At 64.9% G+C, this 25,508-nt stretch carries 25 protein-coding genes; 6 read left to right on the plus strand and 19 right to left on the minus strand.

Annotation, left to right across the window (positions count from 1 at the left end):
- Positions 1 to 13: 13 nt before the first annotated feature.
- The 11 genes from LRX75_RS02745 to LRX75_RS02795 all read right to left on the minus strand — a co-directional run bounded on the left by LRX75_RS02745 (position 14) and on the right by LRX75_RS02795 (position 14,522).
- Positions 14 to 1,177 (minus strand): ABC transporter ATP-binding protein, encoded by a 1,164-nt coding sequence (locus LRX75_RS02745; RefSeq protein ID WP_231811679.1) that lies wholly within the window; start codon positions 1,175 to 1,177, stop codon positions 14 to 16.
- Positions 1,174 to 3,135 carry a glycoside hydrolase family 127 protein gene (locus tag LRX75_RS02750; protein ID WP_231811680.1) on the minus strand — a complete coding sequence of 654 codons (1,962 nt, stop codon included), beginning with the start codon at positions 3,133 to 3,135 and terminating at the stop codon, positions 1,174 to 1,176. Before LRX75_RS02750 ends, LRX75_RS02745 begins: the two co-directional genes overlap by 4 nt.
- A gap of 26 nt (positions 3,136 to 3,161) precedes the next feature.
- Positions 3,162 to 4,070, minus strand: a complete 909-nt coding sequence (locus LRX75_RS02755; RefSeq protein WP_231811980.1) for a carbohydrate ABC transporter permease — start codon at positions 4,068 to 4,070, stop codon at positions 3,162 to 3,164.
- Between the two features lie 29 nt (positions 4,071 to 4,099).
- The gene (locus LRX75_RS02760; protein ID WP_231811681.1) at positions 4,100 to 5,017 is read right to left on the minus strand and encodes a carbohydrate ABC transporter permease; all 918 of its coding nucleotides are present in this window, start codon (positions 5,015 to 5,017) and stop codon (positions 4,100 to 4,102) included.
- Positions 5,018 to 5,135: 118 nt separating this feature from the next.
- On the minus strand, positions 5,136 to 6,374 hold the full coding sequence (locus LRX75_RS02765; RefSeq protein ID WP_231811683.1) for an ABC transporter substrate-binding protein: 1,239 nt from the start codon (positions 6,372 to 6,374) through the stop codon (positions 5,136 to 5,138).
- 25 nt (positions 6,375 to 6,399) lie between these two features.
- Positions 6,400 to 7,425 carry a LacI family DNA-binding transcriptional regulator gene (locus LRX75_RS02770; protein WP_231811684.1) on the minus strand — a complete coding sequence of 342 codons (1,026 nt, stop codon included), beginning with the start codon at positions 7,423 to 7,425 and terminating at the stop codon, positions 6,400 to 6,402.
- A gap of 109 nt (positions 7,426 to 7,534) precedes the next feature.
- A complete protein-coding gene (locus tag LRX75_RS02775; protein WP_231811686.1) occupies positions 7,535 to 9,115 on the minus strand; it encodes a response regulator in 1,581 nt (526 codons plus the stop codon).
- Complete coding sequence (locus LRX75_RS02780) at positions 9,112 to 9,687, minus strand: chemotaxis protein CheB (protein WP_231811688.1); 576 nt, start codon at positions 9,685 to 9,687, stop codon at positions 9,112 to 9,114. Before LRX75_RS02780 ends, LRX75_RS02775 begins: the two co-directional genes overlap by 4 nt.
- Positions 9,684 to 10,523 (minus strand): CheR family methyltransferase, encoded by an 840-nt coding sequence (locus LRX75_RS02785; protein ID WP_231811689.1) that lies wholly within the window; start codon positions 10,521 to 10,523, stop codon positions 9,684 to 9,686. Before LRX75_RS02785 ends, LRX75_RS02780 begins: the two co-directional genes overlap by 4 nt.
- Positions 10,520 to 14,002 (minus strand): response regulator, encoded by a 3,483-nt coding sequence (locus tag LRX75_RS02790; RefSeq protein WP_231811691.1) that lies wholly within the window; start codon positions 14,000 to 14,002, stop codon positions 10,520 to 10,522. Before LRX75_RS02790 ends, LRX75_RS02785 begins: the two co-directional genes overlap by 4 nt.
- A 160-nt stretch (positions 14,003 to 14,162) precedes the next feature.
- Entirely contained in the window at positions 14,163 to 14,522 is a 360-nt protein-coding gene (locus tag LRX75_RS02795) for a hypothetical protein (RefSeq protein ID WP_231811692.1), read from the minus strand.
- Positions 14,523 to 14,709: 187 nt separating this feature from the next.
- Between LRX75_RS02795 and LRX75_RS02800 the strand changes: the two genes are divergently transcribed.
- Positions 14,710 to 14,931 (plus strand): hypothetical protein, encoded by a 222-nt coding sequence (locus tag LRX75_RS02800; RefSeq protein WP_113151328.1) that lies wholly within the window; start codon positions 14,710 to 14,712, stop codon positions 14,929 to 14,931.
- Positions 14,932 to 15,118: 187 nt separating this feature from the next.
- On the opposite strand, the gene recX is transcribed toward LRX75_RS02800, so the two are convergent.
- Positions 15,119 to 15,685, minus strand: a complete 567-nt coding sequence (recX, locus tag LRX75_RS02805) for a recombination regulator RecX (RefSeq protein ID WP_231811693.1) — start codon at positions 15,683 to 15,685, stop codon at positions 15,119 to 15,121.
- A gap of 363 nt (positions 15,686 to 16,048) precedes the next feature.
- Between recX and LRX75_RS02810 the strand changes: the two genes are divergently transcribed.
- On the plus strand, positions 16,049 to 16,423 hold the full coding sequence (locus LRX75_RS02810) for a hypothetical protein (protein ID WP_113151330.1): 375 nt from the start codon (positions 16,049 to 16,051) through the stop codon (positions 16,421 to 16,423).
- A gap of 75 nt (positions 16,424 to 16,498) precedes the next feature.
- Here the strand turns inward: LRX75_RS02810 and LRX75_RS02815 are convergent, their stop codons facing one another.
- The 3 genes from LRX75_RS02815 to LRX75_RS02830 all read right to left on the minus strand — a co-directional run bounded on the left by LRX75_RS02815 (position 16,499) and on the right by LRX75_RS02830 (position 18,748).
- Positions 16,499 to 16,795: a PRC-barrel domain-containing protein gene (locus LRX75_RS02815; protein WP_113151331.1), complete on the minus strand. Its 297-nt coding sequence runs from the start codon at positions 16,793 to 16,795 to the stop codon at positions 16,499 to 16,501.
- A 356-nt stretch (positions 16,796 to 17,151) separates the two neighbouring features.
- Positions 17,152 to 18,030 (minus strand): hypothetical protein, encoded by an 879-nt coding sequence (locus LRX75_RS02825; protein ID WP_231811694.1) that lies wholly within the window; start codon positions 18,028 to 18,030, stop codon positions 17,152 to 17,154.
- A gap of 16 nt (positions 18,031 to 18,046) precedes the next feature.
- Positions 18,047 to 18,748, minus strand: a complete 702-nt coding sequence (locus LRX75_RS02830) for a RibD family protein (RefSeq protein WP_231811696.1) — start codon at positions 18,746 to 18,748, stop codon at positions 18,047 to 18,049.
- A 132-nt stretch (positions 18,749 to 18,880) separates the two neighbouring features.
- Here LRX75_RS02830 and LRX75_RS02835 point away from each other — a divergent pair, with 132 nt between their 5' ends.
- Together LRX75_RS02835 and LRX75_RS02840 are read left to right on the plus strand one after the other, a co-directional pair.
- Entirely contained in the window at positions 18,881 to 19,471 is a 591-nt protein-coding gene (locus tag LRX75_RS02835) for a 3'-5' exonuclease (RefSeq protein ID WP_231811697.1), read from the plus strand.
- Between the two features lie 71 nt (positions 19,472 to 19,542).
- Positions 19,543 to 19,866, plus strand: coding sequence for a hypothetical protein (locus LRX75_RS02840; protein ID WP_231811698.1), 324 nt, complete (start codon positions 19,543 to 19,545; stop codon positions 19,864 to 19,866).
- Positions 19,867 to 19,881: 15 nt separating this feature from the next.
- Here the strand turns inward: LRX75_RS02840 and LRX75_RS02845 are convergent, their stop codons facing one another.
- Together LRX75_RS02845 and LRX75_RS02850 are read right to left on the minus strand one after the other, a co-directional pair.
- Positions 19,882 to 20,304 (minus strand): type II toxin-antitoxin system VapC family toxin, encoded by a 423-nt coding sequence (locus tag LRX75_RS02845; RefSeq protein ID WP_231811699.1) that lies wholly within the window; start codon positions 20,302 to 20,304, stop codon positions 19,882 to 19,884.
- Positions 20,301 to 20,555 (minus strand): type II toxin-antitoxin system prevent-host-death family antitoxin, encoded by a 255-nt coding sequence (locus tag LRX75_RS02850; RefSeq protein ID WP_231811700.1) that lies wholly within the window; start codon positions 20,553 to 20,555, stop codon positions 20,301 to 20,303. Before LRX75_RS02850 ends, LRX75_RS02845 begins: the two co-directional genes overlap by 4 nt.
- A gap of 235 nt (positions 20,556 to 20,790) precedes the next feature.
- Between LRX75_RS02850 and LRX75_RS02855 the strand changes: the two genes are divergently transcribed.
- Together LRX75_RS02855 and gnd are read left to right on the plus strand one after the other, a co-directional pair.
- Complete coding sequence (locus LRX75_RS02855; RefSeq protein WP_231811701.1) at positions 20,791 to 22,434, plus strand: Na+/H+ antiporter; 1,644 nt, start codon at positions 20,791 to 20,793, stop codon at positions 22,432 to 22,434.
- Between the two features lie 106 nt (positions 22,435 to 22,540).
- Complete coding sequence (gene gnd / locus LRX75_RS02860) at positions 22,541 to 23,551, plus strand: phosphogluconate dehydrogenase (NAD(+)-dependent, decarboxylating) (RefSeq protein ID WP_231811702.1); 1,011 nt, start codon at positions 22,541 to 22,543, stop codon at positions 23,549 to 23,551.
- Between the two features lie 61 nt (positions 23,552 to 23,612).
- Here the strand turns inward: gnd and LRX75_RS02865 are convergent, their stop codons facing one another.
- Both LRX75_RS02865 and LRX75_RS02870 read right to left on the minus strand, forming a co-directional pair.
- Positions 23,613 to 24,614, minus strand: coding sequence for an NADP-dependent oxidoreductase (locus LRX75_RS02865; protein WP_231811703.1), 1,002 nt, complete (start codon positions 24,612 to 24,614; stop codon positions 23,613 to 23,615).
- A gap of 91 nt (positions 24,615 to 24,705) precedes the next feature.
- A complete protein-coding gene (locus LRX75_RS02870) occupies positions 24,706 to 25,296 on the minus strand; it encodes a TetR/AcrR family transcriptional regulator (protein ID WP_231811704.1) in 591 nt (196 codons plus the stop codon).
- Positions 25,297 to 25,508: the final 212 nt, after the last annotated feature.

Genomic DNA, 25,508 nt, shown 5'->3' on the forward strand with positions numbered 1-25,508 from the left:
CGCCGACGCGCCCTCACATGCCCTGCCGCAGGCGCAGGCCGCCGTCATCGAACAGGCGGATCGTCTCTGTCGACCAGGACAGCACGATCCGCTCGCCGGGCCTGACCGCAACGGGTGATCGGTACTCGACGGTGACCGTCTGGCCATCGGCAAGCTGGCAATAGAGATATTGCGTCCCGCCGAGATACTCCGAGAAATCGACGTTTGCCGTCAGCGAGCGGCCATCGACGAACGCTTGGCCGACCGTCAGATGTTCGGGCCGGATGCCGAAGGTGACGTCCGCCCCGCTTTCCCTCAATGCGGTCGGGAACGGCGCCGCCAGCGTCGCATCGGCCAGCGTCAGGCTGTCCCGACCGGTGCGCCGCGCGTTCAGGAGGTTCATCCGCGGCGAGCCGATGAAGCCGGCGACGAAGCTGTTGGCCGGGTCTTCGTAGATCTCGCGCGGGCTGCCGACCTGCTCGATCCGCCCTTCGCGCAGAACCACGATCATGTCCGCCAGCGTCATCGCTTCCGTCTGGTCGTGCGTCACGTAGATCATCGTATTGCCGAGCTCGCGGTGAAGCCTGGCAATCTCGATGCGCATGGAGACGCGAAGCTCGGCGTCGAGGTTCGACAACGGCTCGTCGAACAGAAAGACGTCCGGCTTGCGCACGATGGCGCGGCCGATGGCAACGCGCTGGCGCTGGCCGCCGGAAAGCTGTCCCGGACGCCGGTCGAGAAGATGGTCGGTCTTGAGGATGGCGGAAGCCGCCGCGACGCGGCGGTCGATCTCCGCCTTCGGCGTGTTGGCCATCTTCAGGCCGAAAGCGAGGTTGTCGCGAACGCTCATATGGGGATAGAGCGCATAGGACTGGAAGACCATCGCAATGCCGCGATCCGACGGATCGAGATCGGTCACGTCGCGCCCCTTGATGGCGATCAGCCCGTCGGAAACCTCCTCGAGCCCCGCGATCATCCGCAGCAATGTGGATTTGCCGCAGCCGGACGGGCCGACGAAGACGGTGAAGGCACCCTCCGGGATCGACAGGTCGATCCCGTGGATGATGTCGAGGTGGCCGAAGGATTTCCGGACCCCCGACAGGCGAACGCCACCGGTTGCAGCGCCGTCGTCGCCCGGCGGCGCGGCGGCCGCGCCGCCGGCCCATGCGGGCGAACCGGTGTCCTGAGCGAGGCTCATTTCACCCCTCCCTTGCCGTCGCGCATCCACACCAGCATTTCGCCCGGCTCCCGGTTGTCCCAGAGATGATAGGGGACGAAACGCGCGGTCACTTTCGTGGCCTGCGGCGGCGTCTCGCGATAGAGCGTTTCACCCCAGTCGGCCTCGTCCCGCTCCGCAGCGATCTCGAGCGCGACCGCATCGTTCAGTCCGGGCATCGGCCGCTCGGTCGCGGATGCCGGCTCGCCGGTGATCGTCAGCCGTTGCAGGCCGCTGCCGTTATCGGTCTCTTCGGTGCAGTAGACCAGCGGTCCGCGGACCAGCGCGACGCGACCGGCGTCCTGCCGGATCAGCGGATTGGCCCTGAGAAGCCGCGGTGCGAGCGGCAGGTCGAGTGCGATCTCGTCCTTGTCGGACCATTCGCGCTCGATCCGGGCATAGCCGTCGATCATCACCTGGTCGAGTTCGACCGGCACGCCGTTGATCGAGAGCATCGCTCCCTTGCACCATGCAGGAATGCGCAGCGACAGCGTGAAGCGGGCAGGCTTGGCGAGACCGACATCGAAACGGATGGCCCCATCCCAGGGATAGCGCGTTTCCTGCGACAGCGAGACCGCTTCACCGGATAACTCGAACTGCGCCTTGCCTTCTCCATAGAGGTGAACCGCGATCTCGTCGTCCGAAACGGCATACATATAGGAGCCGATGGACGCGAGCAGCCGGGCGATGTTCGGCGGGCAGCACGGGCACGGATGCCACGTCCAGCGATGGTGCTTGCCGGCGCTTTCCAGCGGGTTGTCGTAGAAGAAGCGCGTTCCATCGAGCGAGAGACCCACCATCGCACCGTTGTAGAGCGCCTGCTCCATGATGTCGGCATAGCGCCGGTCAGGGCCCCGGCCGAGCATGCGCGCGGCCCAGAAGACGATGCCGACCGAGGCGCAGGTTTCGTTATAGGCGCTTTCATTCGGCATATCGTACGGGTCGGTGAAGCCCTCGTTCGCCGCCGACGGACCGATGCCGCCGGTGACGTACATCTGCCGGGTGACGAGATCGCTCCAGAGCGTTTCGAGCGCGCCCGTCAGGCTGTCGTCGCTATATTCCGTCGCGATGTCGGCCATGCCGGAATAGAGGTACATGGCCCGCACGGCATGGCCGACGACCCGGGTCTGCGCGCGCACCGGCTGATGCGACTGGTTGTATTCGAAGCTGTGAAAGACGAACTTCTTCGCCTCGCGACCGTCGCGTTTCGCCTCCTCGATGAAAAAGTGCGGCTCGGTGCCGCGTTCGTCGATGAAGTATTTGGAGAGGTCGAGATACTTCTGCTCGCCGGTCGCGCGGGCGAGCTTGACCAGCGCCAGCTCGATTTCCTCATGCCCGTCATAGCCGGAAATCTGGCCTTCGCCATGGCCGAAGACGGTGATCATATAGTCCGCGAAGCGGGCCATGACGTCGAGAAGCTTGCGCTTGCCCGTTGCCTGGTAATAGGCGACGGCGCCTTCGATCAGATGGCCGGCGCAGTAGAGTTCGTGAAAATCCCGCAGGTTCGTCCACCGGCGGCCGGGCTGCACGCGCTGGAACCAGGCGTTCAGATAGCCATCCTCGTCCTGCAGCTTTTCATAGAGATCGGCGATCTGGTCGACGCGGGCTTCGAGTGCGGGGTTGGGCGAGCGGAACAGCGAATAGGCGACCGTCTCGATCGACTTGCCCAGATCGCTGTCCCAGAACATCTGGGTGGAGCCGTCCCAGGGCTGGATCGGCAGCACGACGCCCGGGCTCGGCAGGCTGACATCGATCGCGGTAAGCATGCCGGCCTCGACGCAACGGTCGAGCAGCGTCTGTGCCGTCGTCGCGCAGATGGCATCCTGTCGCTCGCCGAACAGGCCGCCGAGCGTGACGCTCGGCACCGGCAGCGGCCGGAACTTGCGGTCCTTGCGGGCGTGGGGGCGGGTCTGGGTCTCGGTGTGCACGTTGCTATCCATGGCTTTTTCTTTCGAAGGAGGAGGCATCACTTGACGGCGCCGGCCATGAGGCCGCGCATGTAGTAGCGTTGAAGGAGGAGGAAGATGATGAGGCACGGGATCGTCATGACGACCACCCCGGCCTGAACCGCGCCCCAGTTGATCGCACCGAGACGGCCGGCCCGCACCGCCATCATGAGGACGGGCATGGTGTAGTTCTCGTTGCTGGAGAGAAGCACGAGCGCCGCGAGAAACTCGTTCCAGGCATTGAGGAAAGCGAAGATCGCGACAGTGGCGGCGCCGGGCAGGACGAGCGGCAAAAGCACGCGGACGAGCAGCTTCAGATCCCGTGCCCCGTCGATCCGCGCGGCTTCCTCGATCTCCTTCGGCACCGCGTCGAAGGCGTTGCGCATCATGAACACGGAGAAGGGCAGCTGCAGCGTGACATAGACCAGCACCAGCCCGAACAGCGAATTGTTGAGCCCGAGCTTCGCGAGGATAATGAACAGCGGCGTCAGGATCGACTGGAACGGGATCATCAGCGTCGCGATGATCAGCACGAACAGCGTGTTCTTCAGCGGAAACCGATAGCGCGAGAAACCGTAGCCCGCGAGCAGGCTGATGGCGACGGTGAGCACGACGGTGGCGAGCGAGACGATCAGCGAGTTGAGCGTATGCTGCCAGACGCCGGCACCGAACGTATCGAGGGACCGATACGAGTCGAGGCTGAAACCCGTCGTCGGCCAGGGCGGCAAGGGCGGGGTCATGCCTTCCGCACCGCCGCGGAACGAGGCGAGGAAGGCGATGGCGAAGGGTGCGAGGAAGAAGAGGACGATGGCGACGCCGGCCGTGTGGTAGGCGACCGCATCCTTGCGCTTGCGGCGGGCACGGGCGAGCTTCGCCGCCTCGTTCGCCGGGTTCGGTCCTACCTCCGTGATGTGTCCGGCCGTTGTCATGGTCGAGGAGAGCGCTGTCTGCGTCATGGTCATGCCTTGTCGTCTCCGACCTTCAGCAGCCAGAGCTGCACGATGCTGATGGCAACGAGGATGGCGAGCAGCACGATCGAAAGCGAAGCGCCGTAGCCGAGGTTGAAGGACACGAAGGACTGGTTGAAGATGTAGTAGACGACCGAGATCATCCGGTTCTGCGGCCCCCCTGCCGTCATGATGTAGAACTGGTCGAAGGCGAGGATCGAACCGGTCACGGAGATGATCAGCGCCAGTGCGATCGTGCGGCGCATCAGGGGAAGCGTGAGGTAGCGAAACCGTTGCCAGCGTTTCGCCCCGTCGATGCGCGCCGCCTCGACGATATCGGCCGGAATGGCCTGCAGCCCGGTGAGCAGGATGATCATGGTGAAGCCGGCGATCTTCCAGACGACCATGACGATGATGGTAAGGAAGGCGCTGTCGAAGCTCGCAAGCAGGTTGGGGCTTCGCTCCACGATGCCGAGTTGCCGGAGAAGAGGTCCGATGAAGCCGCTGTCCACATTGGCAAGCCAAACCCAGAGGAGCGATGCGGTCGCCAGCCCGACGACGACGGGCAGAAAGATGACGGTGCGATAGGCGCCCACGAAACGCCGCTGCTTTTCCACGAAGAGCGCCAGCGGAAAGGCGACGGCGAAAATCGCGATGGTGGCGACGACCGTGTAGAGCGCCGTGAACCGCAGGGCCGACAGGAACCGGGTGTCGTTGATCATGCGGATATAGTTGTTGATGCCGATCCAGCGCTGGGCGCCCATCAGCGGCCAGGCATGCAGGCTCATCCAGGCAGTCATAATCACCGGAATGACGAAGAACAGGAGGGCGAGCGCCATGGCGGGCGCGATATACAGAAGGCCGCGCCAGGCCGACGACCTCGGCCTCGGGCGTCCCGCGGCGCGCGACAGGTTGGAAACGAGGGTCATGAGCAATCTCGCACTTCACGGTCCGGCCGACGACCCGATCGACATCGGGCGCGGTCGCTGAAGGGATCGGGCGGAGGGGATCGGTTCCCCCTCCGCCCGCGGGCGACCACTGGGAGGATCACTGGCCGCTTTCGATGATCGACTGCATCTCGGACTGGGCCGAAGAGAACGCGCCATCGACGTCGTCTCCGAAGATCGCGGCGTTGATGAAGGTGGCCCAGGGGCCGTTGGCACTGTTGATCAGGTCGTTGAACTGCAGGGTATAGGGCGTTTTTGCGACCGCGATCGCCTTCATGCCCACCTCCATGCGCGGATCCAGACCCTTCAGTACCTCTTCGGCGATATCGCTGCGGGTCGGCAGGCTGCCATACTTCGCCATGATCTTCTGGCCTTCCTCCGAATAGATGTACTGGATGAAGGCCTTGACCGGCGCGAGCTTGGTCGTGCCCTTGGTCACCACCACATTGTCGCCGCCGGCAAAGGACGAGGGTTGCCCGTTGACGCCGGGAATGAGCGTGACGCCGAAGTCGATCGTTGGATGCTCGGTGACGAGCGTGCCGATGGCGAAGGCACCGAGGCTCTGCTGGCCGATCTTGCCATTGGTGAAGGACAGGAAGTTCGTGCCGTTGTCGCTGGCCGCGCCCGACGGCACGAGGTCCTTCTTGACCATGTTGCGGTAGATATCGACCGCCTTGCGCATCTCCGGCGTATCGAGGGTCGCGGTCTTGCCGTCGGCCGAAAGAATATCGGCACCCGCACCCCAGACGAGCGGGGTGTAGGTGAAGATCATGCAGCCGCCGCAGCCACCGCCCGAAAAGTAGAAGCCGTAGGTGTCGTCGCCGAGCGCGCGGATCTTTTGGGCATTGGCGGTGATCTCGTCCCAGTTGGCGGGCGCCTTTTCCGGGTCGAGGCCCGCCTTGCGGTAGAGGTCCTTGTTCCAGGCGAAAACGGAGGTTTCGACGGACAGCGGCAGGCCGTAGATCCTGTCCTCATAGGTGCCGAGGCGGACATGGGACGGCGAGAGGGCATTGAAGTAGGGCAGGCTTCTTGCCCAGTCGGTCAAATCCTCGAGCTGCCCCGCAGCGGCGAAGGCCGGGGTGTAGATCAGGTCCATCGACAGCGCGTCCGGCGCCTGACCGCCTGCAATCGACGTCGCATATTTCTGCACGAGTTCCGAGAAGGGAACTTCGGTCAGCGCGACTTTGTCCTCATGGCCGGCATTATAGGCGGCGACGACGTTCTTGAAGGCGTCGCCGACGCCGGTGCGGACCCACATATTGATGGTTTCGGCCGAGGCGAGGCCCGGGCTCAGGGACAGCGCGAGCAGGCTCGTCGCCGCGAGAAGCTTCGTCATCATGGTCATTCCTCCCTTGTGGCGCTCCTCAGCGCCATTTCTCCGTCTCGGGGCTCCCGACCCCGCATGATTGCCGAACCACGAGGCGGCACGGCAATGTTCTCACGCCCGGCTCCACGGTCTGGCCTTCCGCCAGCGCGAGGATGGTCAGGCCCGCCTGACGCCCGAGTTCCTTGAGGTCCATGTCCACCGATGTCAGTGGCGGACGCATCTGGGCAGCGACAATCTCCCAATTGTCGAAGCCGACGATCGCGACATCCTCGGGCACGCGAATGCCGCGCTCCCGCAGAGCGTCCACGGCCCCGCGGGCGATCTGGTCGTTGCCGCAGAACAGCGCATCCGGCTTTTCGCCGGGCGCAGACCAAAGGCCGTCCACGGCATCCCGCCCCCAGGTCTCCGACCATTCGCCGAAGAGAACGGTTGCTCCCTCCCCGACCACAGCGCGGAACGCACCGCTGCGCTCGCGAACCGAGAAGAAGTCCTGCGGGCCGGTCACATGCACGATCCGCTGCCGCCCGCTCGCCTTCAGCCACTCCACCGCGAACTTTGCGCCCTGCGCATCGTCCGAGCGGAAGGACACGCTGTCCGGTCCGCCCTCGGTAAAGGCGTAGACCACGGGGACCGGCACATCCGACAGGTCGATCGGCAGGCGGCGATCGACGCGCTTTCCCGTGGCGATGATGCCGTCCACCTGCTTGTCGAGCATCGCATCCACATGCACCTGGCCGAGCGCCGGATCATCCTCGATGGCACAGAGAAAGACGGAGACGCCGCGATCGACCAGGGCTTCGGAAACGCCCGCCATGACCGGCAATGTAAAGCGACCGTAGGTGTCGTTCGTCAGAAGGCCGATGGTGAAGCTGCGCTTCGACAACAGTCCCTGCGCCAGTGCGTTCGGCCGGAAGCCGATTTCGCGTGCGACGCGCTTGACCCGCTGGCGTGTCTCCTCGCCCATGCGGCCCGTGTCGTTGAGCGCCTTCGACGCGGTGGAAATGCTGACCCCTGCCATGGCCGCAAGATTGCGGATCGTCTGCCGTCCTCCCTTTCCGCGCATGATATCTCGCAACCTCCCTGTTGCTCTCGGAACAGAGAAAAGCTTTTCTCACGCGCTTCGTCAAATGAGAAAACGTTTTCTCACTGAGAAACTTGCAGAGAGAAGGTTGTCAGGCTGCGGGGATGTCGGTCAGCAGGCGCTCGAGGTCGTCGATGAGCACGGGCTTCGTCAAGTGATGGGTGAAGCCAGCTTCCAGGGCCTTCGCCTTGTCCTTGTCCTGCCCCCACCCCGTCTGGGCGATGATGGTTGTCGCCTTGAACGCATCCTGCCTGCGGAAGGCACGGCAGACCTCGTAGCCGTCCATGCCCGGCAGGCCAATATCGAGGAGGATCACATCCGGCTGGAAGCGCGTTGCGACGTCGAGCGCCTCGCGCCCGTCATGGATGGCCTCGCAGTGATGACCGATCTCCTCCAGCATCCAGCCGAGCGCATCCGCGACGATGACATTGTCGTCAACAATCAGCACCTTCAGTGCGCGCGGCGTGGGTGTCGCCACGACCGGCCGATCGTCTGTCGTCGGGGCTGCGACAACGGGCGATGCCGGTGCGGAAGCCTCCGCCGGCGCTTCTCCGAGCGGCAGGCGCACGGTGAAAAGGCTGCCCTTGCCGGTGCCGGCGCTCGTCACCTCGACCGTGCCGCCGTGGAGAACCACCAGCTGGCGCACGAGCGCAAGCCCGATGCCGAGGCCGCCCTGCGCGCGCTCCAGATGACCATCGACCTGCGCGAACAGCTGGAACACGCCGGACTGCAGCGTCTCGGGGATCCCGATGCCGTTGTCGGAGACGTCGATGACAGCGCTGCCGCCGAGCGCGCGGACGGCAATCCCGATCTGCCCGCCGGCGGGTGTATATTTCGCAGCATTGTTGAGAAGGTTGGCGACGACCTGCGCCATGCGGGTCGGGTCGGCATCCAGCCACAGCGGTTCGGAAGGCAGATCCACGGTCAGCGTGTGACCGGAGGCGTCGATCAGCGGTCGGCTCGCCTCGATCGCGGACCGGATGATGGCTTCGACCGCGATGCGCTCCTTGCGCAGTCCGATCTTGCCCTGGCTGACGCGGGACACGTCGAGCAGGTCATCGATCAGCCGCACCAGATGCACCATCTGCCGGTCCATCATGTCGCGAATGCCCTCGGCCGCTTCTCCCGTCGGGTTCCGGCGCAACACGTCGAGCCCGTGGCGCAGCGGTGCCAGCGGATTGCGCAGTTCGTGCGCGAGCGTGGCCAGAAACTCGTCCTTGCGGCGATCGGCTTCGCGCAGCGCCTGCGCCTGCGCTTCCAGTTCGTCGCGCTGCTCGGCGATCTGCTGGCGCTGGCGGTAGAGCTCGAAGAAGACGTCCGCCTTGCTGCGCAGAACATCTGTTTCGATCGGCTTCTGGATAAAATCCACCGCACCCGCCTCGTAGCCGCGAAACCGGCGCTGGCCATCCGTGCTGCCGGCGGTCACGAAAATGATGGGTACGCGCCGGGTGCGCTCGTTGCCGCGCATCAGCTCGGCCAGTTCGAAGCCGTTCAGGCCGGGCATCTGCACATCGATCAGCGCCAGCGCCACGTCGTGCTGCAGCAGGAGTTCCAGTGCCTGATCGCCGGAGCGCGCCTTGAGAAGCGTCAGGCCGTCGCGGCGCAGAAGCGCTTCCAGCGAGAGGAGGTTTTCCTCCAGGTCGTCGACCAGCAGAAAGGTAACGGGGGTCATGCGCATACGACCTTCTGAAGGTACGCCGCGATCGCGTCAAGCGGCAACACCCGGGCGTCGGGACACCGTGCGATTGCACCTTCGGGCATTGCGGCGGCAAACGCCGTTGCCGGATCCTGAACGACGGCACGGCCGCCGGCGTCACAGATGGCGCGCAGGCCCCGGGCACCGTCGTGATTGGCGCCCGTCAGCACGATACCGACCAGCGCCGACCCGAATGCATCGGCAGCGCTTTCGAAGAGAACATCGATGGAGGGTCGAGAGAACATCACGGGTTCGTCGCTGGAGAGAGAGAGGGTTTTATGGGCTTCGACGAGCAGATGATAGTTGGGCGGCGCGACATAGGCCGTACCGCCGGCGAGCGGCTCCTTGTCCTCCCCTTCCACCACCCGGATCCGGCATTTCGCCTGAAACAGCTCGGCCAGCACGCTGCGCTTGTCGCCGGGAATATGGACGACGAGCATGATCGGCACGGGAAAATCCGCTGGGAGGGCCGGCAGGATGATCGTCAGGGCCTCCAGGGCACCGGCCGAGGCCCCGATGACGACCGCCTGCGGTCGAACGTCGTTCATTCGCCGATCCTCTGATAGATCTTCTCCTCCCGCACGAAGTCGCGAAACGCGCCGGCGTGATCGGAAAAGCGGATGCTTTCCTTTGCGCCGAGGCCCAGAAAGCCCTTTCGCGGCAGCGAGTCCTTGAAGAGACCGAGCGCACGATCCTGCAGGGAACGATCGAAATAGATCAGCACGTTGCGGCAGGAGATCAGGTTCATCTCGCCGAAGACGGCATCGGTGACGAGGCTGTGGTCGGAAAACACGACGTTGCGCCGCAGCGTCCGGTCGAAGGATACCCGCCCATAGGCCGCCTGATAGTAATCCGACAGCGACGACTTGCCGCCCGCTTTGCGATGATTTTCCGTGAAGAGCTGCATGCGGTCGAGCGGGTAGACGCCGGCTTCGGCGATCTGCAGCGCCTCCTGGCTGATGTCGGTCGCGTAGAACAGCGTGCGATCTTCGAGACCCTCCTCGCGAAAGAGGATGACGAGGGAATAGAGCTCCTCGCCATGGCTGCAGCCGGCCACCCAGACTTTCAGCGAGGGGTAGGTCCGCAGATGCGGGATGACCTGTTCGCGAATCGCGCGGAAATACTCGGGATCGCGGAACATCTCGCTGACCTGAACGGTCAGGTAGCCCAGCAGCTGCGGCAGCATGTCCCGGTCGTGCAGCAGGCGCTCCTGCAGGCCGGAGATGGTGGAAATGTGGAGCTGCTCCAGCGCCTGGCGCAGACGCCGTTTGACCGACGCCATGGCGTAGCCGCGGAAATCATAGTGATAGCGGGCGTAGAGAGCCTCCAGCAGCAGCCGGATCTCGATGTCCTCGACCTTTTCGACCGTGGCAAGATCGCTCATCGCGGCATCCAGACGCGAACGAGGGACAGGAGTTTCTCGACGTCGAGCGGTTTTGCCATGTAGTCGTTCGCGCCGGCCTCGATGCAGCGCTGCTGGTCGTCGGGCATGGCCTTGGCCGTCAGCGTGATGATCGGCAGCTTCTTCCACTGGCTGTTCTTCCGGATCTCCCGCGTCGCCGTCAGGCCGTCCATGACCGGCATCATCACGTCCATCAGCACGAGGTCGATTCCCGCACCCGGCTGGCCTGCCGATTTTGCCAGTGCGTCGAGCGCTTCCTGCCCGTTGCGCGCGATCTCGATCACGGCGCCGCGCGGCTCGAGAATGTTGGTCAGCGCATAGACGTTGCGCACGTCGTCCTCGACGACAAGGATGCGGCGGCCTTCCAGAAGCGCGTCGCGGCTGCGGGCCTTGCGGATCATCTTCTGCTGCTCGGCGGGCAGGTCGGACACAACCTGATGCAGGAACAGACTGACCTCGTCCAGCAGCCGCTCCGGGGATTTCGCACCCTTGATGATGATCGACTTGGAGTAACGGCGCAGCTGCAGCTCGTCGTCGGCCGACAAGACGCGGCCGGTATAGACGATGACGGGCGGGAAGGCCCGCTCGCTGTCCTGGCTCAGTGTCTCCAGCAGCGAATAGCCCGAAGCGTCGGGCAGCGAGAGGTCGAGGACGATGCAGTCGAAGGTCTGCTCCTGCAGGAGCTTCAGGCATTCGGCCGCCGTTCCCGCCGTCACCGTCTCGACGTCGTGGGAGGTGAGGAGGCGCGCCACCGCCTCGCGCTGGACGTCGTTGTCCTCGACGATCAGCACGCGATGGACCCGCTGCGACAGCTTCGCCTCGAGCTTCTGCAGCACCTCGACCAGCTGCTCGCGCTTGACCGGCTTCAGCATGTAGCCGACGGCGCCGAGCGAGAGTGCCGTCTCCGCATGGTCGTCGCCGGAGACCATGTGGATCGGGATGTGGCGCGTCTGCACGTCGCGCTTCAGCCGGTCGAGGACCGAGAGCCCGGACTGATCCGGCAGGCCGACATCGAGCACGATGGCACTCGGCATGAACTGCCGGGCGAGCTCCAGAGCCTCCTGCGCCGTGCCGGCGACCAGTGTGCGGAAGCCCATCTCGCGCGAGAGGTCCCGCAGGATCGCGGCGAAGGTCACGTCGTCCTCGATGATCAGGAGCACGCGCTTGTTGTCGGAGGGCGCAGCGCGGTCGTCGTTGACGAGGCGCGCCCTGGACACGGCCGGCGTCTCGCGCTGCTCGATCGCGGGAACGCTGACCGGGGGCCGCAGCGGTGCGGGTGCGGCAGGTGCTGCCGCAGCGCTTTCGCGCGGCTGCCGGGCGGCGACCCGCGTCGCGTCGTAGGTTTCCGGGATGGTGATCGTAAAGGTGCTGCCCTGCCCCGGCTGGCTCTCCAGATGGATCGCTCCGCCCAGCAGGCGCACGAGCTCGCGGGAGATCGACAGGCCAAGGCCGGTTCCGCCGTAGCGGCGGCTGATCGTGCCGTCGGCCTGATGGAAGGCCTCGAAGATGTTGCGCTGCTGGTCCTCGGCGATGCCGATGCCGCTGTCGGTGACGGCGAGCGCGATCTGCCCCTCGCCGCCGCCGAGCGCCGTTCCCGAGCGACGGATGGCGACCGAGACCGTGCCGGCCGCCGTGAACTTGAAGGCGTTGGACAGGAGGTTCTTCAGAACCTGCTCGAGCCGCTGCAGATCGGTCTCGATCACAGGGGGGCATTCCGGCGCGATCTCCACCGTGAAATCGAGCTGCTTGTTCTTCGCCACGGGATCGAACACCTGACGCAGATTGTTGGCAAGCCGCTCGACGGAAACCGCCTCCGGACGAATGTCGATGTGCCCCGCCTCGATCTTGGAGAGGTCGAGGATATCGTTGATCAGCGTGAGAAGGTCGTTGCCCGAGGATTCGATCGTCTGGGCATATTTCACCTGTTCGCCGGTCAGATTGTCATCGGAATTGTCGGCGAGCAGCTTGGCGAGAATGAGCAGCGAGTTCAGCGGCGTGCGCAGCTCGTGCGACATGTTGGCGAGGAAGTCGGACTTGTAGCGGCTTGCCTGCTCCAGCTCGCGCGCCTTCAGCTGCACGGCGCCGTTGACGCGCTCCAGATCGTCGCGCTGCGTTTCCAGCTGTCGCGTCTGCTCCTCCAGCTGCGAATTCGTCTGCTCGAGCTCCACCTGCTGCTGCTCGAGCCGCGCCTGGGATTCCTTCAACGCCCGGCCCTGCTCCTCCAGCTCCTCGTTGGAAACCCGAAGCTCCTCGCTCTGGACCTGCAGCTCCTCGGACTGGCGCTGCGTTTCGGCTAGAAGGTTCTGGAGATCGGTGCGGTAGTTCGCAGACCGGACGGCGGTCGCGATCGTGGCGGCTGCCTGCTCCAGCAGCGCGAGAACGCTTTCGTCGATCGGGCGGAGGAAGCCGAGCTCGATCACCGCGTTGACCTCGCCATCGATGATGGCAGGGGAGATGACGAGATGCCGCGGCTTGTCGCGCCCGAGCGCCGAGCCGAAAGAGAGGTACCCGTCGGGTATGTCGCCGACCAGCACGGCCTTTTCGCCGGCCGCCGCCTGGCCGAGCAAGCCTTCCCGCAGCTTGAACTGTCGCGGAATATCCGCGCCATCGGGAACGCCATAGGTCGAGGACCGCTGGAAGATGCCCTTGTCGCCGACGAAGATCGCGCCAGCCACCGCTCCGGCATAGTCTGCAAGAAAGGTGAGGATGCCGTCGCCGAGCTGCTCGGTGCGCTGGTCGCCCATGACGGCGGTGCTGAGCCCGACCTGGCCCGCCTGCAACCAGTCCTCCCGACGGCGCGCGAGCGTGGCCCGGCGGATGAGCACGCCGATGGCGACCGTGAGCAGAAGCCCGAGAATGCCGGAAAAGATGCTGCTGACAAGCGCCGTGCCATAGGCGTCGTCCATCTCGCCCAGCCATTGCTGTCGCTGACGCGTTTCCTCCTGCCCCATCTCGGAAAGCTGAGAGCGGATGGCGTCCATGGCTGCCTTGCCGCGATCCGAATTGACGACGGCAAGCGCTGCCGGCAAGCCTTGCGTCCGCCGCAGCTCGATGGTTTCCCGCAATTCGGCGAACTTCGCATCGACGCTGAGGCGGACCGCCTCGATGCGGCGCCCTTGCGCCGGATTATTCTTCACCAGACGGGCGATATCGTTGAGATGGCGGGGTACGGCGAGGACGGCGACATTGTAGGGATCGAGATAGCGGGCATTGTCCGTCAGCAGAAAGCCGCGCTGCCCGGTTTCCGCATCCTGCGCGCTCGACAGGAGCTTGCCGAGTGCCACGATGACCTCGTGGGTATGGACGATCTTGTCGTTGTTGACGCGCAAGGTGTGCAGATTGAGATAGGCCACGGCGCCGCTGATCAGGAAGAAGGCCAACGCTCCGGCGAGGCTGAAGGCGACGACCGGATCGAGACCGAGCTTGAGGCTCGATGTTCTGGGCTGGTGGATAGCTGTCATCGGGATCTCGGCAAGGTGGGAGCGGCGACGGTGCGGAAGCGGGTAGTGACGGAGCTGTCGCGCAACGCGCTGTAACATCGCAGACGATCGCTGCACAACGCGTTCCGTGATCAACGCCCGCGGATATGGATCTTGCCCGCGGGAAGGCAAGGATGTCGGCTTATGACGACAGCGTGAGATGCGCGATCAATGGCCCGAGCGCGAAGGAAAGCCCCGCCCCTGGCGCGTAAGACGGGTTCTCGATGGCGTAGAGACCGATGTATCTGCCTCGCGTCAGGGAGACGACCAGACCATCCGCATCCCGGTCCACGCGGTCATCGGTGAGAACGACCCGATGCTTCTGCAGGACGACCACCAGGAATTCCCGGTCCTTCGGGTCGCGCACGTTGTGAAGAGGCGGCACGAACGGGTTGGCATAGGTCGTGCCGGTCACCCAGACCTTGGAAACGAGCGGCACGAGGTCGCCATCGATGCGGGCGTAGCGGCCGTCCACCTCGCTGCTGATCTCCCTGACGATCACATTTCTCTCCTCATGCGCGCGTTTCCCCCATCCTGCGACACCCCCGCGGTGCGGAACGAATCGACAGGCCGCCTGTTATCACCACAGCCATGTCCGTTACCGGCTTCTCCTGCGGGGTCCTACCGGTCGTTTGCGCGAGAGACCCCGAGCGGACCCGATCGGCGCGAAACCTCGAAAGGATCGCATCATGCAAGACGACACCACGACACCGTCCAAGAAGATCGCGGAAGACTATCTGGCACTCGGCGGCCGCCGCAAGGCGAAGGTGGACGACAACATCGTCAGCACGCGGGCCTGGGAAGACGACGCGCCGGAGGCGGCGGCCTTCTGGAAGGAAAAGGTCGAACCGATGAGCGACAAGGAGCGCCGCGAGGTCGAGCTTCATCTGCCCTCCATGTCGGATACCTGACGCCCGAAAGGCAAGCTGCCGAATGGAACAGAGAAAGCCGCCAGACATTCTCCCTGCAGACCATAGGCGCGGCGCTGGCATGGACTTCCCCGGCAAATGACCGGATAGCGATTGCATCAGCGCCGCGCATGGTTTGCCTCTCCCCGACCTAAAGACACGCTCTCGCGATCACGGCGCGGTCCGTCGCTTAAGACGGTTCGCCGGTCAGGATCTCCTCCGCCTCGTCGCGAGTCATGTCGTAGACCCTGCGGCCGATCTCGAAGCCGAAGCCGCCGCGGGCAAAGGCGGAAAGCTCCTTCATCTTACGTTTCTCGTCCGGCGGCTCCTTACGGAACGGCCCGAACGCCCGCTTGCGCGCAAGGATGATCGCGGCTCTGAGATCATCGACATCGGCGACGGCGGCCGTTGCCGTCTCGCGATCGATGCCCTTGACCACCAGCCGCTGCGAGATCGCCCGTCCGGAGCGCCCGCTCTGCTGGCCAGATCGTGTCGCAACATCCGCATAGGCCACGTCGTCGAGCGCTTTGTTGTCGTAGCCGAAAGCGACGGCAAAGGCGGAAAGAGCCGTCACCTGCTCGTCGCTGATGCCCTCGAATTTTTCGCGCGCCTTGCGGGCGATCGCGTCGGACAATTGCTTCTCGGTATGCATCCGCTTGCCCAGCCGATAGGCGGCCGAGTTGCGGGCCCAGGACAGCATGCGCGGTGTCGGAACAGGAGACGGCACCGCCTCGTCATCTTGACCACCTTCATCCATGTTTCGATCGCACACCGAATATCGTCCTCGACGGTCCTGCCTGAAAAATCCGCGCAGACGGCACATCCTGCCACCTGTCAACTCTTACCAAGACGTCCTGTGGCGGTCACGCTCCATAAACGGCAGGGCAGCCGCTCCGTCAAAGCCCGTCGGTGAGATGGAGCTTGCGCCAAGAGTCACGCCCGGCTCAAGGGGGCGCTTTCCGGCAATCAGCCTGGAAGAACGCGTTTTCCCGCGGGCATGCCTTGTGCTATGGACCGACAAAAGGGCGTTTGCCGACGGATCCGGATGCCGGATCGGTGGCAGACTGCAAATCTTCAAATGTGACGGGAAACCGGCCTTCGCGCCGGAAGAGATGGACGCATGGCAAAAGTTCCGGAAATGACGAAACACCGCGGCTTTCCGGCCGGACTGTCGGGAACGCAGTGGCAGTTCACGCTTCGCAGGGCCAATTCGAAAGTGACGGTTCTCGGGCAATGGCGTCGGCATCCGACGCTGGACAAGACCGTCGGGCTTGCCGATACCGCCTTCGTGCATTCGCTCTGGCACTATTTCGGCACGGAGCCCTTCGAGCGCGGAAATTTGGATGGTGAACGTCTGTCCCGCCTGTTCGGTCGCGAGATCCTGCCGGCCGAACGCGATTTCGATCCCGCGTCCTATCAGGCGCTGCTGAAACTCAACGAACCGCTCGCGCGCAAGAACTTTCCCGAAGCTTTCGTCGACGTCCTCGACGTGTAGACCTGTCGGAGTGTCTGCGGACATGCAAAAGCCCGACACGATGGCCGGGCTCGCGCAATCGAATGCTCGTCGCACTCAGTCGCGATGCTCGGGCATCGCCTTCAGCTGATCCTTCGTCCAGGTCGTCACGGCGTGGACGTCACCGTCTTCGTCGCGCATGAACTGGAGATCGTTCAGCGGCACGCCGACCGGCTTCGCGCCGATGCCGAGAAAACCGCCGACGTCGATGATGGCCTTGCCGCCGGCACCCGTGCCGTGGACATGATCGAGCTTGCCGACCTTGTGGTCATCGGCGCCGTAAATCGTCGCGCCTTCGAGGACAGCCGGGGTCAGCTCGGTGGGCGACAGGCGAACGTGATTGGTATGATCCATTGTGTGGTCCTCCTTTATTGTTGCCTGAGTGTAACCTCTTGCTTGCAATGTTTGTTCCACCGGGGCCGTCCGGTCCGCGACGGGTTCGAAGCCGAGGACGAAGGCGACAACCTTGTCCGAGGACATTTCGCAGGGCTTCAGAACGGGGCCGCCGGACATCGTTCGGTAGAGGTTGAAGCTGACGATGTCATTGCCCCCGAGGTCCCGTGCAAACAGCCAGACGCGACGATGATCGATGGATCGCCGAACGGTCGCGCCCCACGGTCGGCCTTCGAATGCGCCTTCGGCGTAGCCGGCCGGCAGTCGCGCAAGCGCTTGTTCGAATGCCGCCCCTGCATCGGCCACCTTGTCCGGATTCATCCTCTGCGCACCGTGTCGGTCCCCTCGCGAACCCGCGCGGCGCGTCGCGCCGGCCTCAGTTCCTCGATCGTCGGCAACCACCAGTCGCCCGGCGGGTCGGGAACCGCCTTTGCCGGCCATGTGGAAAGGAGCTCTTTGAGGGAGGGTGCGCGCCAGAGACCCCAGACATGGTTTTCCGTCGCGCCCGGATACAAATCGGAGACAGCAGCGGGATCGACCAGTTCGCCGGTGATCTCGGTAAAAACAACGATGCCGTAGGAGATGGCCACCGGCACGCCGGGTGGCGGCAGCGCGTCCGGCAGCACGGGATAACGGCGCTTGCGGCGCTCGGTGGAGCGGGCCTTCGCTTTCAGCTCGTCTTCCGAGCCTTTCCGCGCCTCTGCGCGCCGCGCCCGCTCGGCCGGCTCGTTCCGGCGCGCGGCCGCCTCGATAGCCGTCCAGTGGCTGCGCAGGTCTTCGAACGAACGGAAGGGGACATGCCAGAGGCGCAGGTCCCCATCCCAGCGCGCGAAGCGGATCTCCCGCAATTCCTCGACAACCGTCTTCGAATAGGGCGTGCGGATCTGGAAGCCGGCGCGACCGATCTCGAGATAGGGGCTGACGATCGGCTCGAAGGCGAAGGCGTCGCGTCCCCGCGCATCGGCATGCGCATCCGCTTCCGCCTCCTGTTCCGCCAGCCACCGCCCGATCCGGCGCGACGCGGTCTTTCCCGGAACCCACCAGGCCTTGATGTCGTCGCGCCAGCGGGCGCGCGGAAAACGATGCCGGAACTGATCGACCGTCATCCGGTCGTAGGGAAACGCGACCACGCTGCCGGGCGCGGCTTCGTCGTCCGCTTCGCTCTCCTGCGGCGCGTTTCCTAGCAACGTTCCCATGCCCTCTCCTGTCGCCTCAGCGCGGCGCGCGGACGGTGTAGCGGACGTGGAGGGCGCCATGGTCGAGGACGTCGCAGGACTTGAGAGACAGCTCGACCTTGCCCGCGAGCCCCTCGTCTCCGAAGGCGATGACCCGATCGCTGTTCACCCGGCCTTCGAGCGCCGGCGCGATGACGAGGCTGATCTCGTCGACGAGCCCGGCCGCAAGCATCGACCCGTTCACGCTTGCCCCGCCCTCCAGCAGGATGCGGGTAATGCCGAGTTCCTGTCCGAGCAGCGTCAGCATGGCGCGCAGGTCGAGTTCCTTCGTCTCCGAAACGACATAGGAAACGCCGTCGCCGGCCAGTTCCGCCAGATGGCTGTCGGGCACGTCGGGACCGAGCAGGACGACGATATGATCGCCGAAAAGCGCGTCGCCTGCGAAATGCAGCTTGCCGCCGGGGTCGAGCGCGATCGCGAAGGTCGACGCGCCCGGCCGGGCGAAATGGTGCGGACGCGCGACCTTCACGGTGCCGGTCGGCGGATGCGCCTTGGCCTTCGACATCTCCGCCATGGTCACCCGTCCGACCATCCAGGCATTGCCGGCATGTTCGGCGTGGATCTTCTCGTAAAGCGCCGTCCAGTCCGACCGCTCGCCATCCGGGCTTTTCGTCCAGCGGCTCGGATGCAGGCTCCCGTCCGGCGAGGTGATCATCAGGCAAATGATGTGGGGTTTCATGGCGCGGCGGTCCTTTCGGTGATGTCTCGTCGCTTAGATAGGGCTTGCGCTGCCGCGCACCATGGTCTCTCCCTTTGCCAAATCAGTCTCCAGCCCGTATGCCGGGCGGGAAACGGCAAACGGATACCGGACGTGAAGACGATCGCCATCGATTTCGAAACCGCCAACGAGCAGCGTGGCAGCGCCTGCTCTGTCGGGCTCGCGTGGATCGAGGATGGCCGGGTCGTGCGGGTCGAGGAACGTCTCATCCGCCCGCGGGACATGCGCTTCTCCTCTTTCAACGTCGCCATTCACGGCATCCGGCCGGAGCATGTGGAGGACGCGGGAGAATTTCCCGAGGTCATGGACGAGTTCGCCGACGAGTTCAGGGGCGCGACGATGATCGCGCACAACGCTTCCTTCGACTTCAGCGTCTGGCGCGCCTGCCTCGATCTCTACCGGCAGAGCTATCCCGATCTCTCCTATCTCTGTTCGGTCAAGATGGCGCAGCGGGTCTGGCCGCATCTCGGCTCCCATCGCCTGAACATTCTGGCGGGCCACCTCGGCCTGACCTTCCGGCACCACAACGCCGCGGAAGATGCCGCGATCTGCGCGGAAGCGTCGATCGCCATGGCAAGCGCGCTGCAGGTTGCCCATGTGAGGGATGTGCCGCTGATGATCGGCATGCAGGCCGGCCGGCTGTTTGCCGGAGGATACGACGCCTGCCGGTGCCGCAAGGCCTGAGCCGCGGCGCTTCGACTGGGCAGGCAAACGGCAAGATAGTGAGCGGGGTGCGCCCCGGAAAGGACGATGGGATGGAGACGGTGAACGAACGGATCGTTGCGCTGGTCACGGCGTCGAACGATGTGGAGACCCTGGAGCACCAGGACGTCACACGCTTGATCGATGCGGCTTTACGCCAGATCCGCGATCTTCGGGCGCAGCAGGGCCTTGCCGGTGACGGCGATGCGACCGCGCTGGAGCGCGTATCTTCCGGAGCGGCGCAGCTGACGGCGGACGACTGGCAGCGCGCGCTTCGCCATGCGGCGGATCTTCTGCGCGATCTTCAACCGACCATCGATCCGGAGCCCGCCTTGCCGGGCCACCAGCCGGATGGCGGAGATGGCGGCAACTACTGACGTTTCCGCGATGTTTCAGCCCCGCCAGGGATCGATCACGACGACGCCGGTGCCATCGAAGTCGCGGACGTTGCGCGTGACCACGGCGAGACCATAGACGAGCCCCGTGGCCGCGATCAGGGCGTCCGCCTCGTTGCGCCGGTCGGGAATGTGCAGATGGGCGCAGCGGGTCGCGATCGCATCGTCGACGGCAAGGATCCTCCCGGAGAAGGCCGGCCGCACGTGACGATCGAGCCACGCGCGCAGCCGCGCGCCCTGTGCCGCATCGCGGCGCTGGACGCCGAGCACGCCGCGTTCCAGCTCCAGAATGCTGATGGTGGAGAGATACAGATCGTCAGGGTCCTGCCCGCGAACCCAATCCGCCACGTTGTCATCCGCCTTGCCATCCCCGAGTTTCCGCAGTTCCGAAATGACGTTGGTGTCGAGGAGATATTTCACGACAGATCCACGTCGCGACTGGCGATGGCGGCGCGTGGCGTGTCGAAACCAATGTCCGACAGGCCGGGCATCGAGAGCACTTCGACAAGGCTGCGGCGCTTGCCGGTCAGCCGTTCATAGGCTTCGTAGGTCATCAGAACATGCGACGGCCGCCCCCGGTCGGTGATGACGACCGGGCCCTTCAGCGCTGCCTTCTTGGCGCTGCTCACATCGTGATTGAGTTCGCGGCTCGAAAGGCGGACATGCGTCATGGAGACCTCGATGTAGAAACATACCTACATATACGGCAATCGCGCGAGAATGGCAATGTCGGCGGAAACGGCGGAGGCAGGCTTTCCCGCCTGCGCGACACGCGGGACGCTCGACCGCGCCGCTTCGATGCTTTAGCGGTGTCACCGCGCGGGCCGTTGGCAAGACTGGCGTGACGGGCATGGCCCGCCCGACCGTGACGGACGGCAAAACCTTGCGACGGATGAAAGGACCATCATGGAAGGCGTGACGATTTCCCTGTTCCTGCTTTTGGCCGTGGTGGTCAGCGGCATGCTGGCGCGGATGTCGCCGATCGCCGTGCCGGTGCCGCTCGTGCAGATCGGACTCGGCGCGCTTCTCGCGACCGCGACCGGTTCCGCGATCACGCTGGAGCCGACGCTGTTCTTCCTCCTCTTCCTCCCGCCTTTGCTGTTTCTCGACGGGTGGCGGATCCCGAAGGAAGGCTTGTTTCACGACAAGGGCACCATTCTGGAACTCGCGCTCGGGCTCGTCATCTTCACGGTTCTCGGCATCGGGTTCTTCATCCACTGGATGGTGCCGGCAATCCCGCTGCCCGTCGCCTTCGCCCTTGCCGCCATCCTGTCGCCAACGGACCCGATCGCCGTCTCGGCCATCACGGCCCGGGTCCCCATCCCCAAGCGCGTGATGCACATTCTGGAAGGGGAGTCGCTGCTCAACGATGCCTCCGGCCTCGTCTGCATGCGCTTTGCCGTGGCGGCCACGCTCACCGGCACGTTTTCGGCCGGCGAAGCGGTACTCACCTTTCTGTGGCTTGCGATCGGCGGCATTGCCGTGGGGCTCGGGGTGACGTGGCTGGTGACGCGCGCTAAGGACATCGTCTCGCGCAAGCTGGGCGAGGAGACCGGCTCGCAGATCCTCATCAGCATCCTCATTCCGTTCGGTGCCTATCTGCTGGCCGAACACCTGCATTGCTCCGGCATTCTCGCGGCGGTCGCAGCCGGCATCGCCATGAGCTACGAGGAGCAGCGCGGCAAGGTGCTCGCCGTAACCCGCGTGCGCCGCGCCGCCGTGTGGGATACGGTGCAGTTCACCATGAACGGCATCATCTTCGTGCTGCTCGGCGAACAGCTTCCCGGCATCGCCTCCGGTGCGGCGCGCATCGTCAGCGACACCGGACACCTGCATCCGATCTGGCTCGGCTATTACGTCGTCGCCATCATGCTGGCGCTCGCAGGTCTCAGACTGGCCTGGGTCTGGGTGTCCCTGCGCTTCACCCTGTTCAAGGCGGCCCGTCGTGGAGAGGTGATCCACAAGCCGAGCTGGCGTCTCGTCGTCGCGATCTCGGTCGCGGGTGTGCGCGGGGCGATCACGCTGGCCGGCATTCTCACCCTGCCGCTGGTCATGAACGACGGTACGCCCTTCCCGGCCCGCGATCTCGTGATCTTCCTCGCCGCCGGCGTCATCATCGTCTCCCTCGTAACCGCGAGCATCGCGCTGCCCGCCCTTTTGCAGGATCTCGAACTGCCGCCCGAGCCCTCCCACCAGCGCGAGGAGGACGATGCCCGCATCGCTGCCGCGGAAGCCGCGATCAAGGCCATAGAAGCCACGCAGCATCGCCTCGGCAACGGCCGGAACGATGCCGATCTCTATGCCGATGTCGGCACGCGCCTGATGGAGGTCTATCGCCAGCGCATCGACGGGCGGTCGCGGTCGGGCGACGAGAACGACCAGATCCGCAAGGTCGAGGAGATCGAGCGGATCCTGCGGCTTGCCGGCGCCCGCGCCGAGCGCGACCAGATCCTCAAGATGGCGCGTGCGCGCAAACTGCCCGACGAGATGGCGCGCCGCCTTGTGCGCGAGATCGACCTGACCGAGGCGCGCCTGAGTTCGCCGACATGAGCGCAACACGCCGACAGCGCCGGCAGGAGGTTCCCTCGGGCTCGAACCGGCCTACATAAAGGCTGCCGCCACCAACCGGCGACAGAAGCAGGAAGGTTTCAATCCAATGCAGATCGGAATGATGGGACTGGGCAGGATGGGCGCCAACATGGTGCGCCGCCTGCTGCGCGGGGGCCACGAATGCGTCGTCTACGACATCAACCCGGCAAGCGTCGCAGCCCTGGTTGCGGAAGGTGCCGTAGGTGCCGCCTCGGTGGAGGAGCTGGTGTCGAAGCTCGCAAAGCCGGCGGCCGTCTGGCTGATGCTGCCGGCGGCGATCACCGACGAGAACCTCGAGCGCGTGGCCGCCCATATGGTGCCGGGCGATATCATCATCGACGGCGGCAACTCGTTCTACCATGACGACGTCGATCGCGCCGAACGCCTCTCGGCCCGGTCGCTGAACTATGTGGACGTGGGAACGAGCGGCGGCGTCTGGGGTCTCGATCGCGGCTATTGCCTGATGATCGGCGGGCCGGACGATGCCGTGCGCCATCTCGACCCCATCTTCGCAACGCTCGCCCCGGGCGGCGATATCGATCCCGCCGACATGAGCGAAAACATGAAGACCGCGGATCGCGGCTATCTGCACTGCGGACCGAGCGGCTCCGGCCACTTCGTCAAGATGGTGCATAACGGCATCGAGTACGGCATGATGGCCGCCTATGCGGAAGGCATGAACCTTCTGAAGGCCGCCAATGCCGGGAAGGCCGATCGCGCCGCCGATGCGGAAACGAGCCCGCTGCAGCAGCCGAAATATTATCAGTTCGATCTCGATCTCGCCGCCATCGCCGAAGTCTGGCGCCATGGCAGCGTCGTCAGCTCCTGGCTGCTCGATCTCACAGCCGGCGCCCTGAAGACCGATCCGGACCTTGCCGGCTTCAGCGGCCGGGTGTCGGATTCCGGCGAAGGCCGGTGGACCGTCAAGGCGGCGATCGACACCGGTGTGCCGGTGCCCGTTCTGTCGTCGGCGCTCTACCAGCGCTTCACCTCGCAGGGCGAGGCCGAGTTCGGCGACAAGCTGCTCTCCGCCATGCGCTTCGCCTTCGGCGGCCACCACGAAAAGCCGAAGAGCTGATCGTCATCGATACCGTCCATGGCGGGCAGGCGCACTCGCCCGCCATGGACCTTCACGGGTCTTAGGCGACCTTGATCACGACCTTGCCCTTGGCGCGTCCCGTCTCGACATAGGCCAGAGCCTCGGGCGTCTGGGCGAAGGGGAAGACTTTGTCCACGACGGCGCTGAGAACGCCCTTGTCGACCAGCCCGGCGATCTGTTCCAGCTGCCGTCCATCGGCGCGCATGAACAGGAAGGAATAGTGCACGCCGAGGCTCTTTGCCTGCTTGCGCACGCTGCGGCTGATGAGCCGGATGACGAGCTTCAGCAGGCCGTTCAGCTTCAGCGCGTCGGCAAAGCCCGGATCCGGCGGGCCCGAGATCGAAACGAGATGGCCGCCGGGCTTCAGCACCTTCAGCGATTTCGCCAGCGTCTTCGGGTCCTGGCTGTTCAGCACCACATCGTAGCCCGAGAGCACCTTCTCGAAGTCCTCCGTCTTGTAGTCGATGACGACATCGGCACCGAGGCTTTTGACGAGCGGCGCATTCTTCGCGCTGGTCGTCGTCGCGACGGTTGCGCCCAGATGCTTGGCAAGCTGGATCGCGATCGTGCCGACGCCGCCCGACCCGGCCTGGATGAAGACCTTCTGGCCCGGCTTGACCCGGGCGACATCGACCAGCGCCTGCCAAGCGGTCAGGGCGACGAGCGGGAGCGAGGCTGCCTCGTCCATCGTCAGGGTGCGGGGCTTCAGGGCGACATCGGCCTCATCGACGGCGATGAACTCGGCGAACGTTCCGACCCGGTTATCCCTCGGGCGGGCATAAATCTCGTCGCCGATCTGGAAGCGGCTGACACCGGGGCCGACGTCCACGACGGTACCGGCCACGTCATGGCCGAGCACGAAGGGCGGACGGTAGGGCAGGAACATCTTGAACTCGCCGTTGCGGATCTTGGCATCCAGCACGTTGACGGCCGTCGCTTCGATGCGAACGAGCACATCCCTGTCCTGAACCTGCGGATTCGGCCGATCCGCAAGGCGCAACGGGGCATTCTTCCTGTATTTCTCGACGACAAAGGCTTTCACGAGGGATCTCCGGTCTGCTGCGCCCTTGAAACGGGGCATTCGACATAGCTGGGGGCGCTGTTGCACCTGGTTCGGATGAGGGGTTTGCGGGTCAGTCCGCCTTGGTGGCGGGGTTGCGGGAACGGCGGGCCAGAACGTCGATCGCGTCCTTTCCAGCCTGCAGGATACGATCCGAGACGTCGGCATCGACGGCGCGTGAGAGTTGCAGGGTGCCGATCATCATGGCGAAGATCGCCGTCGCCACATCCTCCCTGTTCTCGACAGCGGCCGGAAGCGCCGCAGCAAGCTGCAGCACCAGCACGCGGGACTGCGCGGCATACATGCCGCGCGTCTCCGGCGGCTGACGGGAAAGCTCCGGAAGAAGGGCCGCGGAGGCGCAGCCCTTGCCCGGCTCGTCGCGGTGGTCGGGCGAAAGATAGATATCGACGATCCGCTGAAGCCCGCCCTCGTCCAGCACACCCCGCAGCCAGGTCGCCTGCTGGCTCAGGGCATCCGAAACGGTCTCCCGCACCAGATCGGCCTTGGAGGGAAAGTGCGGATAGAACGCTCCGTTCGTCATCCCCGCATCTTTCATGATCGTGGCGAGACCGGAAGCGGCGATCCCGTCCGTACGGAACCGCTCGACGGCGACATCCATGATCCGGCGCCGCGAGGCATCCTTCCGGCCTTTTTCGTAGCGCATGACGCGTGATCTCTCTCTTTTGAATTACGGTCATAATATCATTAAATTCGGATAGTGCAATAGTCTCGAGCGCTCATCGCAAGACAGCGGGATGAACGCTGCAGACGGGCACAACGAGCCCGGCCTCCGGCGGAGCGGCTCATCTCCCCCAAGATGGATCTGCCGGATGTCGTCGCCATCATCTTCGGCAGGACGCACGCTCTGCGCCCGCT

This window comes from Rhizobium quercicola (genome assembly GCF_021168455.1).
GTDB lineage: Bacteria > Pseudomonadota > Alphaproteobacteria > Rhizobiales > Rhizobiaceae > Ferranicluibacter > Ferranicluibacter quercicola.